The following is a 12,598-nucleotide window of genomic DNA, read 5'->3' on the forward strand; positions in this document are numbered from 1 at the left end:
GTATCCCTTCCGAACAGAAACATTGGGGGGAGTATTATGCAGCCTATCGTTTTTCCCGGATTAGGACTTGAGTTTACGATTGATAGGGCAGCGTTTTCAGTTTTCGGTATGCCTATATATTGGTACGGGATTATTATCTCAACAGGTTTTTTACTTGGACTTATGATTGCGGTACATGAAGCAAAGAGGGGAGGGATGGACCCGGAAATCATGATGGATGTAACCCTTTTTGGTACACCGGCGGCAATTGTGGGAGCAAGGCTATATTATGTTGTGTTTTACGGAAATTTTAATGAGATCCTTTTGATTAGACAGGGCGGACTTGCGATATACGGCGCGATTATTGGAGCACTTGCATCTACATACATATATTGCAGAGTTAAGAAAATCAGTGTTTGGAAGGTATTTGACGTCGGTGCGCTAGGTCTGATTATCGCCCAATCTATCGGAAGATGGGGAAACTTTGTTAATCAAGAAGCATATGGGGGCCTTACAACATTACCATGGAGAATGGAGATTCTTGATATTCAGTCCCAGACAAGAATTGCCGTACATCCTACATTTCTTTATGAGTCTTTATGGAATTTATTGGGTTTTATGTTTTTGTTATGGTATAGGAAAAAGAAAAAACATGATGGAGAAGTGTTTTTATTATATGCATTCTGGTATGGCTTAGGGAGATTCTGGATCGAAGGTTTAAGAACTGACAGCTTATATCTTGGCAGCTTCCGTATATCACAGATTATTGCGGCGATTTCTGTTGTAGCTAGTGTAAGTATCATATACTTCTTGCGTAAAAAGGCGCATAGAACTGACTTGTAGGATCATATTATGTCGATAATTGCGGTGTAAATAGGCAAAATAGTAAAAAAACAGTAAGAAAAATGTAAAATAATTGTAATAAATTAGATGGATAATAGGTGTTGACATATTTTGTATAATGATGTAAAATTAAGACACATCATAATTCTGAGGTGGTACTATGTTAAATGATCAAATTGTTGCCTTAAGAAATAAACTGAATAATTTACTAGTACGAAATGCTGACTATGATCAAATATATGCGATTAGTATAGAACTGGACAAGCTTATTGTAGAATACTATAACCAAAGTGATTCAAAGAAAGCACAGAATATAAATAAAGCTATTCAAAATGATTGATTGTAGATTATTAATGAAATAGGGTTTTTTTAAAAGATAGGACTGAGTAATTAGTCCTATCTTTTTGTGTTTTTATGAAAAAGTTATTGATTGAATTGGAAAAATATAATAGAATACATATTGAGTGGTAGAAAGTGGTGGAAAGTGGTAGTGATTTATTGCAAAGGGGTGAGGCCTGATGTTTATAGGTGAATATCAACATACCATTGATGCAAAAGGCAGAATTATCATCCCTTCCAAATTCCGTGATGAACTTGGGGACAAGTTTATCGTTACAAAAGGATTGGATAACTGTTTGTTCGTATATTCACAGGAAGAATGGGCAAACCTAGAAGCAAAACTTAAAACACTGCCTCTTACCAGCAAGGATGCAAGAGCATTTGTCAGGTTCTTTTTCTCAGGTGCTACCGAATGTGATGTGGACAAGCAGGGCCGTGCGCTTATTCCCGCTAATCTTCGTGAGCATGCAGCATTAGAGAAGGACGCTGTGGTCATAGGCGTTTCCACAAGAGTTGAAATTTGGGATAAGGATCGATGGGGACAATATAATTGCGATGATAATATAAGTCCTGATGAGATAGCAGAAAAGATGGCGCTATTAGGGATATGATAACATTTAAGAAGGTGATAGGATGGACTTTCATCATGTGTCGGTGCTTCTGCAGGAAAGTGTCGAAGCACTAAATATTAAGCCGGATGGTATCTACGCCGATGGGACACTGGGCGGTGGAGGTCATTCTTATAGGATTTGTGAACGATTGGGAAATAACGGCAAACTTATCGGAATTGACCAGGACAGTAATGCAATTGCAGCGGCAGCTCAAAGGCTAAAGGAATACGAAAGCAAAGTGATATTTGTGAATGATAATTTTGCGAATATAAAGTCAATCCTAGACAAGGTAGAAATGAACGCTATTGATGGTGCCATTATGGATCTGGGAGTATCTTCCCACCAATTGGATGAAGGGCAAAGAGGGTTTAGCTATCAACATGATGCACCGCTGGATATGCGGATGGATAGACGAAATACTCTTACAGCTAAAAGCATAGTGAACGAGTATTCGGAAGAGGAGATTAGAAAAATAATCTTCGAATATGGAGAAGAAAAATGGGCAAAAAGAATTGCTAATTTTATCGTTCAACACAGACAAACTGCACCTATTGAGACCACAGGCGAGTTAGTAGAAATAATAAAGAGAGCTGTACCGGCAGGTGCAAGGAGAGATGGCCCTCATCCGGCTAAAAGAACTTTTCAAGCAATCAGGATAGCAGTAAATGATGAGTTAGGTATTTTGGAAACGGCTATCAGAGATTTTGTAGATGTTTTGAAGGTAGGCGGGAGACTTGCAATTATAACATTTCATTCTCTCGAGGATCGGATAGTAAAACAGACTTATAACAGTTTAAGCAGCGGATGTGAGTGTCCTCCACAGTTTCCTATCTGCATTTGTAATAAAAAACCGATTGTAAAACTAGTGAATAGAAAGCCGAGGCTCCCTTCGGAACAAGAGTTAGAAGAAAATCCGAGGGCGAGGAGTTCAAAACTCAGGGTACTAGAAAAGCTATAATGTAAATATAATGAGAATCATTAATTAGATTGTGAGGTGCATTATCTTGATATCAGCGCAAAAAAGCAGTAACGCATATGAGTTACAGGAAGATGAATATTATATACCTGAGCATAGATCCCCACAAAAAGTACGTAAATCTTTTAAACAACAGTCACAAGTGAAAGGGACTGATAAGATTAAGACGATTTTGGGGATATTGATATGCTTTGCGGTTGCATTCTGCATTTTATTAAGATATGTTACCATCACGGAAGCCAGTAATAAAATTGATGGTTATAAAAAACAAATCAGTCAGCTTGAGAGATTAAATGAGCAAATGCAGGTTGAAATCGACCGGTCTATTGATTTGAAAAAAGTTGAAGAAATTGCCCGCACAAAATTGGGGATGAGAAGACCTGAGAAATTTCAGATGGTATATGTCAAGCTGGATAAAAGTGATTATGCCGAAATTGTTGAACAGCCAATGGATAATACTAATAAAAACCGGTTTGCTGCAGTTGTAACGGTTATTAACAATGTTTTGGAATATTTGAACTAAAATTATATTATATATATAAAGATATTATAATAATGTGGGGGGGAGGAGTGGGGAGATAGTTACTCTAATCTCCTACTCCTGGTCTCCCACTCTGCGAAGGGTGGTTTTCTTTTTGGCTGCGCCAAAGTTAGCAATAAAGAAGAGAATATTGTTTTTGCTGGTTATCTTTACATTCACATCTATCGGTTTAATGGCCAGAACCGGTTGGTGGCAGATCAAGGAAGGAGAAAGGCTTCAAAAAGAGGCGATTGAGCAACAAACCAGAGATAGGATAATAAACTCCAAAAGAGGTACTATTTTTGATAGGAATGGCAAGCCTCTCGCGATAAGTGCTTCAGTTGAGACGGTTACTGCGATTCCTAATGAAATAAAAAAAGCGGGTAATGCCGAAGAAATTGCTTCCACGCTTTCTGAGATTCTGGAAATGAATTATGATGATGTCTATAAGAGGATTACAAGAAACAGTGCTTATGAAATTATCAAGAGAAAGATAGAAAAGAAAGAAGCAGACCAAATCAGAGAGGCTGATTTTAAAGGGATTCATCTGGATGAAGATTCAAAGAGGTATTATCCCTACGGCAATTTTGCTTCACATATTCTTGGTGCTACCGGTACCGATAATCAAGGATTATTTGGATTAGAGGCTAAATATGATAAATATTTAAAAGGCTTGCCGGGCAGGATTGTATCGGCAAAAGATGCCATTGGTACCGAAATGCCATATAAATATGAACGGTATGTAAACCCGGAAGATGGGGCAAACCTTGTTTTAACCATCGATGAAGTTATTCAGCACTTTGCTGAAAAGCATTTGGAAACCGCACTGATTGATAATAAGTTAGCAAATGGGGCAGCGGCGATCATTATGGATCCAAGGACAGGGGATATTCTAGCGATGGCTGTAAAACCTGATTTTGATTTAAATAATCCATTTCAGATTGCCGATGAAACGGCTCAAAAAGAGCTTGAGCAATTAAGCGGGGATGCGTTTACCGAAAAGTACAAAGCGGAGCTGGGAAAAATGTGGAGGAACAAAGCGGTTGTTGACAGCTATGAACCGGGATCAACCTTTAAAATCATCACCTCCGCAGCAGGATTGGAAGAAAATGCGGTAAAACCCACAGACCAGTTCACTGATATCGGTTATCTCACGGTGGCAGGAAGAAGAATAAAATGTTGGAGGTCGGATAGACCTCACGGACTTCAAACTTTTGTACAAGGCGTGCAAAATTCTTGCAATCCTGTGTTTATGGAGGTTGCAGCAAGAATGGGCAGTGAGACTTTTTACAAATATGTCAAAGCATTTGGGTTTCTTGAAAAAACCGGCATAGACTTTGATGGTGAAACCTCGGGGATATTCCATAAACTTAGCGCTTTTAATGAGTTGGAATTGGCTACGGCATCTTTCGGACAGGGATTCCAGATCACCCCTTTGCAAATGGTAAGCGCTATATCCGCTGTTGCAAACGACGGATTGCTTTTAAAACCCAGATTGGTGAAGCAAATTACTGACATAGATGGTAATGTAATGAAAACTTTTGAGCCGGAAGTAGTAAGGCAAGTCATTTCCAAAGAAACTTCGGCAACCCTCAGAGGTATTCTGGAAAGTGTTGTTTCGGAAGGTACGGGGAAAAATGCTTATATTAAAGGCTACCGGGTGGCAGGAAAAACAGGCACATCCGAAAAGCTCCCCAGAGGTACCAGTAATTATGTGGCTTCATTTGTAGGTTTCGCACCTGCCGATGATCCTAAAGTGGTTTGCCTTGTGATCTTGGATGAACCAAAAGGAGATTCCTATTTTGGTGGTGTGATTGCTGCACCGGTTGTAGGGAAAATCCTAGATGATACATTAAACTACTTGGAAGTAGAACCTAAATTTACAGAAGAAGAGCTTATGACCATGGACGTTTTTGTACCGGAAGTAAGAAATATGGATATAAAAGAAGCACAAAATACTTTAAAAGATATCAACTTAAAATATAAAATAGAAGGAACTGGAAATACTATTATTGATCAGACACCTAAGCCCGGAGCAAAACTACAGGAAAAGTCTTTGGTCATACTATATACGGAAGGATCGGAGCCATCTACTAGTATTACTATACCTGATGTCGTTAACAAATCCGTATTGGAAGCGAATCAGATATTGGTGGACTCAGGATTGAATATTAAGATTAACGGTTCAGGCACTGCCATCAAGCAGGAACCGGCTGCGGGGACGGTAGTAAGCCCGGGGACAGTGGTGAATGTTGACTTTAGGTTTACCGATGTAGACTAGTCCGTTAATAATGGACAATGGACAATGGACAATGAATAGTGAACAGTGAATAATTAATAGTGAATAGTTATTAGATTTGGAAGAAGTCCGATTTAGAAAGGTCTACTATAGATAAAAAACTATAGACATGCAATTTGCCAAGTTATATATCATGCTAACAGTTAAGGTTCCGTAGGGGCGGACGACTCTGTCCGCCCGCAGATAAGGTAATAGTACAGCGGGTGGACAGGGTCGTCCACCCCTACAATAATAAAATAGATATATTCAAACAAGAATTAACATATTAGTTAATATAAAATAGAGGAACCGTCCCTGTGTCGAAGCTCTGAAAGATAAGGCACTTTAGCACATCCTACTATAAATGCATGGGAGGATTATCATGAGATTGGATAAATTAATAAAAGCGATTGAACCGGAAATTGTGTTAGGAGACCGGAATGTTGAGATTAGCGGTATTGCGTATGATTCCAGGAAGGTAAATGCGGGAGATTTATTTGTTTGTATAAAAGGCTTTAAGGTGGATGGGCATGAATTTATTTCCCAGGCAATTGAAAGCGGAGCTGCGGCTATTGTATCTGAAAAGGAAATAACCGGGTTATCAGTACCACTGGTTAAAGTTAATAATTCACGGAGAGCTATGGCATTGATTTCTGCAGAGTTTTATGATCATCCTTCCACAAAGTTTAATTTAGTTGGAATTACAGGTACTAATGGAAAGACAACCACTACCTATTTAATTAAGACAATACTGGAGCAGCAAGGGAGGAAAGTAGGATTAATAGGTACCAATCAAAATATGATAGGAGACCGGATTCTACCGACCGAAAGAACAACTCCTGAGTCGATGGAATTGCAAAAGCTATTTGCAGAAATGGTGATAGAAGATGTTGATGATGTTGTAATAGAGGTATCTTCCCACTCACTGGAATTAAACAGAGTAGATGGATGCCACTTTGAAGTAGGCGTCTTCACAAATATTACACAAGACCATTTGGATTTTCATCTAAACATGGAAAACTATTTAAAAGCAAAAACAAAGCTTTTTCAACGGTGTAAGATAGGTATTATTAATTGTGATGATACGGGTAGTACATATATACTTGAAAATGGAACTTGTAAGATGATGACCTTTGGGATTGAACAAGGCGCCGATATTAAAGCAACAGAATTGGAGATTACATCCAAAGGCGTTGGTTTTCAAACAATCACACCGGAAGGAGAATGCCGTATTCACTTAAGCATACCCGGGAGGTTTTCTATTTATAATGCTTTAGGAAGTATTGGCGCTTGTATGGCGTTGGGTGTGGATTTAAATGATATTAAGCAAGGCTTAAAGGTTGCAAAGGGAGTGCCGGGTAGAGCGCAAATTGTGGAAACCGGAAAAGACTTCATGGTTCTGATTGATTATGCGCATACGCCTGATGGTCTGAAAAATATCTTAAGTGCGGTAAAAGGTTTTGTGAAGGGGAGAGTTGTAACGCTGTTCGGATGCGGGGGTGACAGGGATAAAACAAAGCGTCCGATCATGGGCAGGATTGCCGGTGCAATGTCAGACTTCTGTATTGTCACTTCTGATAATCCAAGAACTGAAGACCCGATGCAGATCATACTTCAGATTGAAGAAGGTGTAAAAGGGACAGAATGTCCATATATCATTATAGAAAATAGGTATGAAGCCATTGAATATGCATTGCGCAATGCTCAAGAAGACGATGTAATCGTATTGGCAGGCAAAGGACATGAAACGTACCAAGAGATAAATGGGAAGAAATACCCTTTTGATGAAAATGAGATCGTTAAAGAAATTTTATCTAAGAACTAGAAGATAGTGAATAATTAATAGTCAACAATGAATAAGAATGAGGAGAATTAATAATTATTTTGTATTTTATAGGTAACGAACTTTAGACTTGCGACTTACGGAGTTATATATCACGCAAACAGTTAAGATTGCGTAGGGGCGGACGACTCTGTCTGCCCGTAGATACAGCAATAGTATAGCGGGTGGACAGGGTCGTCCACCCCTACGATAATAAAATAGATATTCGGTGAAATGTAATATAGCTTTTATTGTAAGGATGGCTGTGGCGGTAGGTGGGTGATGTAACAGTGGAGAGTATTATACATTAATAACTATTCACTATTAATTATTCACTGTTCACTATACATTGTCCATTGTCCATTGAAACATTGTACATTTATAAAACGGGGTGGTATTTGTGGAACCTTTGAAAGTGAAAGAAATTATCCACGCAACTGGTGGAGAATTGGTATGCGGAGATGTCAATACAAATATAACAGATATTAGTACAGATAGCAGAGCTATTAAACAAGGTATGTTCTTTGTTCCTTTGAGGGGTGAATCTTTTGATGGACATAACTTTATCTTTAAGGCGTTTGAAAATGGTGCGGTGGGCTGTGTTACAGATAGGGACATAGAGATTATGGATGCTGATAAATGTATCATAAAAGTGGATGATACTTTAACTGCGCTGCAAGGGATTGCAAGATTTTACCGCGAGAAGTTTCGTATTCCTTTTGTAGCTGTTACAGGAAGTGTTGGAAAGACATCCACCAAGGATATGATTGCGTGTGTTCTTGAACAAAAGTTTCGTGTTCTAAAGACGAAGGGAAACTTCAACAATGAGATTGGATTACCTTTGACAGTGTTGGGATTGGATAGCCATCACCATATGGGGATTACAGAAATGGGCATGAGTGGTTTCAATGAAATCAGCCGTCTCGCATCTATCGTTAAACCTGAGTGTGCAGTAATTACTAATATTGGTTTATCACATATTGAAAAGCTTGGTTCACAGGAAAATATTTTAAAGGCGAAAATGGAAGTGTTTGAAAACTTTAATAAAAGTAATGTTGCCATATTAAATGGTGATGATCCCATGCTATTTGCTCTAAAGGATACGCTTCCCTTCAGGACCGTATACTTCGGCATTGAAAACGAGCAAAGTGACTTAAGGGCGTATGATATTTCAAGTTCTGAACTGCAGGGAAGCAAATTTAATATCAATATTAAGGACAATGCATATATTGTTAATATACGGGTTATTGGTGAACATAATATCTATAATGCTTTAGCGGCTATTGCAGTAGGACTAGAATACCATATGGAAATAGATGATATTTTAGACGGAATCTCAAGGTTCAAATCCGGAAAAATGAGGCAGGATATTTTTGAGTCAAAAGGCATTAAAGTCATTAACGATTGTTATAATGCCAGTCCGACTTCTATGGAAGCGGCTTTGAAAGTCTTAAAGCAGATTGAGAATACCGGTAATAAAGTCGCGATTTTGGGAGATATGTTAGAAATGGGTGAGTGGGCATATGACGCTCATAAAAAAGTTGGAAGCGATGTAGTAAAAAATAATATTGATTATTTATTAACTATGGGATATAATGGAAAATACATTGCTTTGGGGGCTTTGCAATCGGGAATGCCACAAGAGAAAATACATAGTTTCGAAACACATGATGAGGTGAAAGAATTTATCAGCGGTTTCTTAAAAAGTGGAGATGCAGTACTTGTCAAAGCTTCTCGGGGAATGAAATTAGAGATTGTTTCGGAATATATACGAGAGGTGAGGTAGTTGGTTAATGTTTTTGCGTCAGTTTTAATCGCTTTTTTTATTTGTGTGATATCAGGGCCTTTACTCATTCCGGTACTAAGAAAACTCAAATTTGGTCAAAGCATTCTGGAGATAGGCCCGCAATGGCATGCGAAAAAATCAGGCACACCTACCATGGGCGGAATAATTTTTATTTTAGCAGCCATTATTACAACATTATTACTTGTTAAAGACGTTAAGGTACTGATTATACTGGCAACTTCAGTTGCATTTGGTATTATAGGGTTTATAGACGATTATATAAAAGTAGTATTAAAAAGAAATTTAGGCCTTACTGCCAGCCAAAAATTTTTAGCCCAGACAGTTGCAGCAGTGGGATTTACAATATTTTTATATCATTCGGGTTATATTAATAATGAAATATATGTTCCGTTTCTTTCCGGACTTATTAGTTTGGAATGGTGGATATTCATTCCGTTTACGGTATTTGTGATTTTAGCTACCGTAAATAGTGTTAATCTTACCGATGGATTGGATGGCTTAGCGGCGGGGATTACTGTGGCGGTTTCTGTTTTCTTTACAGTAGTGGCCTTTATCTTGAAGGATTATAATACGGCTGCCTTTTCTGCTGCAATTACCGGGGGATGCATGGGATTCTTACTATTCAACGCTCATCCTGCTAAGGTGTTCATGGGAGATACAGGCTCTCTTTTTTTAGGTGGGGCCATTTGTTCTGTAGCCATAGCATTGAAAATGCCGTTGTTTTTAATCATAGTGGGTGGTATCTATTTGATTGAAACGCTATCCGTCATCATGCAGGTAACATCCTTTAAGTTTACTGGGAAGAGAATATTTAAAATGAGTCCTATTCATCACCATTTTGAAATGATAGGTTGGAAAGAGACAAAAGTGGTAACCGTCTTTGTAACAGCAACCATTATTCTTTGCATAATTGGTTTTTTAGGTATTAATAATGTTGTAGCATTCATACAATAAGATGAGAAGTATTTTAAAACGAGTGTTTTTAATATCATGTAGTATTAAATAATTCATTAATATAATTGACGCTAATTATTAATTATTAATTGTTAATTATATACGGGAGGTATTCCTTGTGAAAGGCAGAGGTTCTTTTGATTTCGGTTTTTTTGTTACAGTAATGATATTGCTTTCTTTCGGTTTGATTATAGTTTTTAGCGCCAGCTCAGCTTCTGCCTTTTATGATTATAATGACAGTTATCATGTTATTAAACGGCAGCTGAAGTGGGCTGTAGTAGGGTTATTTGCCATGTTTTTCATGGCTAATTTTCACTATAAGCGTTTAGAAAAACTTTCTCTTCCTTTCTTGCTCGTAAGTATCTTGTTATTGATTGCTGTACTTGTTGTAGGGAATGAGGTAAATGGTGCTCAAAGATGGTTGGGAGTGGGAGGATTAACCATTCAGCCTTCGGAGGTTGCGAAGCTGTCGGTCATTGTATTTTTTTCAGCCAGATTGGCAAAAACGAAAGATAGTCTTAATAAGTTTTTTACCGGCCTTTTGCCGTATTTAATGATTCTAGGTGTTATAGCAGCACTTGTGATTGCAGAACCCCATCTCAGTGGTACGATGGTCATCGTTTTAGTAGGTGTGATATTGCTGTATGTAGCCGGGGCCAGAGTATTCCATTTCTTGCTGTTATCACTTCCGGCGATAGCCGGTCTTGCTTTTGCGATATATAAAGAGCCTTATCGTATGAGCAGAGTTGTATCATTCCTAGACCCATGGAAGTATAAAATGGATAAGGGATGGCAGATTATCCAATCTTTATATGCAATTGGTTCGGGTGGACTTTTTGGTTTGGGATTAGGCAGAAGTCGTCAGAAATTTCTGTATATTCCTGAGGCACATAATGATTTTATTTTTTCAATATTATGTGAAGAATTAGGATTTATTGGGGCGGCAACAGTACTCATTCTGTTTATTATACTCATTTGGAGAGGAATAAAGATTGCATTGAATGCTCCGGATGCATTTGGAAGCTTATTAGCAACCGGAATCATATCACTTATTGCAGTACAGGTATTAATTAATATTGCAGTTGTTACTTCATCAATGCCCGTAACCGGAATGCCGCTGCCATTCTTTAGTGCAGGCGGATCATCATTACTTTTTATCATGGCAGGGATGGGGATCATTCTAAATATCTCAAGATATACAAATAATAGTAGGGGATGATATGATTGAAAATCGTATTTGCCGGAGGTGGTACAGCAGGACATATTAATCCTGCAATTGCCATAGCCAAATATATCCGAGCAAAACATCCGGATTGGGATATATTATTTGTTGGTACCCAAGAAGGATTGGAAAAAGAGCTTGTCCCGAAAGAGGGTTTCGATATAAAATTTATTAATGTCAGAGGTTTTCGAAGGAAGCTATCCCTTGATACTGTAGTAACTATCAAGGAGCTTATAAGAGGAACGATGCAAGCAAGAAAGTTTTTAACGGAATATAAACCGGATATTGTAATCGGCACAGGCGGATATGTTTGCGGTCCTGTTGTCCTTAATGCATCCTTAAGCAAGATTCCTACAATGATTCATGAGCAAAATGTTATTCCGGGTGTAACCATCAAAATTTTATCAAGATTTGCTGATATAGTAGCGATAAGTTTTGAAGAAACCATGAAATATATAAAGATTGATAGAAAACATTTGATACATACCGGAAATCCGATACGACAGGAAATCATTGATACAGATAAAATGACCGCACGCAAGCGTTTAGGCCTAAGTAATATGCCTTTTATACTTGCTTTCGGTGGGAGTTTAGGTGCAGAGAGAATCAATCAAACACTGGTAGGATTTATCAAACGCATTTATAAAAGGAAGTCGGTTCAATTATTATTTGGGACCGGTGAACATCAATATAATAGCGTAATGGATGAACTGAAGAAAGCCGATATTGATTTGAGTACTAATCATAATATAAAAGTTGTGCCATACATATATAATATGAATGATGTCATGGCGGCTGCTGATTTGGTGATATGCAGGGCAGGCGCTATCACGATAAGTGAATTAACGGCCATAGGGAAACCGTGCATTTTGATACCATCTCCTAATGTAACACATAACCATCAAGAATATAATGCAAGAGCATTGGAGAAAAAAAATGCTGCAGTTGTGATCACTGAGAAAGAACTAAATGAAAATCGTTTATTTAATTTAATCGAGAATCTGCTAAAGGATAAAAGGCTGTTAGAGAAAATGGAAAAAAATTCATCATCTATGGGGATTACAAATGCCACAGAAAAGATATATAATAGTATTATTGAGGAGTTAGTTCACGGTTCACAGGTCACAGGTCACAGAAACGTATAATGAGTGTAAGTGCTATTTAAAGAAATCGTAGGTTAACAGACTATAGCATGAGTTTCTTTTGCTATTAAGGAGCCAGCTCATGCAGGTTTGTGGAGATAATCT

General features: G+C 38.0%; 11 protein-coding genes. All 11 read left to right on the plus strand.

All coding sequences use genetic code 11. The features are described 5' to 3' along the window. Window positions 1–36 precede the first annotated feature (36 nt). The 11 genes from lgt (at window position 37) to murG (ending at window position 12,496) form a co-directional block, all read left to right on the plus strand. Entirely contained in the window at window positions 37–822 is a 786-nt protein-coding gene (gene lgt, locus QKW49_RS24330; RefSeq protein ID WP_282865222.1) for a prolipoprotein diacylglyceryl transferase, read from the plus strand. A 160-nt stretch (window positions 823–982) separates the two neighbouring features. Continuing rightward, window positions 983–1,162 carry an aspartyl-phosphate phosphatase Spo0E family protein gene (locus QKW49_RS24335; protein ID WP_282865223.1) on the plus strand — a complete coding sequence of 60 codons (180 nt, stop codon included), beginning with the start codon at window positions 983–985 and terminating at the stop codon, window positions 1,160–1,162. A 178-nt stretch (window positions 1,163–1,340) separates the two neighbouring features. Then, window positions 1,341–1,772 (plus strand): division/cell wall cluster transcriptional repressor MraZ, encoded by a 432-nt coding sequence (mraZ, locus tag QKW49_RS24340; RefSeq protein WP_282865224.1) that lies wholly within the window; start codon window positions 1,341–1,343, stop codon window positions 1,770–1,772. A 22-nt stretch (window positions 1,773–1,794) separates the two neighbouring features. Continuing rightward, window positions 1,795–2,730 (plus strand): 16S rRNA (cytosine(1402)-N(4))-methyltransferase RsmH, encoded by a 936-nt coding sequence (gene rsmH / locus QKW49_RS24345; protein ID WP_282865225.1) that lies wholly within the window; start codon window positions 1,795–1,797, stop codon window positions 2,728–2,730. 46 nt (window positions 2,731–2,776) lie between these two features. Further along, on the plus strand, window positions 2,777–3,271 hold the full coding sequence (locus QKW49_RS24350) for a cell division protein FtsL (RefSeq protein ID WP_282865226.1): 495 nt from the start codon (window positions 2,777–2,779) through the stop codon (window positions 3,269–3,271). 112 nt (window positions 3,272–3,383) lie between these two features. Then, window positions 3,384–5,549 carry a stage V sporulation protein D gene (locus tag QKW49_RS24355; RefSeq protein WP_282865227.1) on the plus strand — a complete coding sequence of 722 codons (2,166 nt, stop codon included), beginning with the start codon at window positions 3,384–3,386 and terminating at the stop codon, window positions 5,547–5,549. A 379-nt stretch (window positions 5,550–5,928) separates the two neighbouring features. Continuing rightward, window positions 5,929–7,371 (plus strand): UDP-N-acetylmuramoyl-L-alanyl-D-glutamate--2,6-diaminopimelate ligase, encoded by a 1,443-nt coding sequence (locus QKW49_RS24360; RefSeq protein ID WP_282865228.1) that lies wholly within the window; start codon window positions 5,929–5,931, stop codon window positions 7,369–7,371. A gap of 397 nt (window positions 7,372–7,768) precedes the next feature. Further along, window positions 7,769–9,154: a UDP-N-acetylmuramoyl-tripeptide--D-alanyl-D-alanine ligase gene (gene murF, locus QKW49_RS24365; RefSeq protein WP_282865229.1), complete on the plus strand. Its 1,386-nt coding sequence runs from the start codon at window positions 7,769–7,771 to the stop codon at window positions 9,152–9,154. After that, window positions 9,155–10,129, plus strand: coding sequence for a phospho-N-acetylmuramoyl-pentapeptide-transferase (mraY, locus tag QKW49_RS24370; protein WP_282865230.1), 975 nt, complete (start codon window positions 9,155–9,157; stop codon window positions 10,127–10,129). It begins immediately after the preceding gene. 118 nt (window positions 10,130–10,247) lie between these two features. Continuing rightward, window positions 10,248–11,348: a putative lipid II flippase FtsW gene (ftsW, locus tag QKW49_RS24375; RefSeq protein WP_282865231.1), complete on the plus strand. Its 1,101-nt coding sequence runs from the start codon at window positions 10,248–10,250 to the stop codon at window positions 11,346–11,348. A gap of 5 nt (window positions 11,349–11,353) precedes the next feature. Continuing rightward, window positions 11,354–12,496 (plus strand): undecaprenyldiphospho-muramoylpentapeptide beta-N-acetylglucosaminyltransferase, encoded by a 1,143-nt coding sequence (gene murG, locus QKW49_RS24380; protein ID WP_282865232.1) that lies wholly within the window; start codon window positions 11,354–11,356, stop codon window positions 12,494–12,496. Window positions 12,497–12,598 lie beyond the last annotated feature (102 nt).

This window comes from Petroclostridium sp. X23, from assembly GCF_030013905.1.
In the GTDB taxonomy this organism is placed as follows: domain Bacteria; phylum Bacillota; class Clostridia; order SK-Y3; family SK-Y3; genus X23.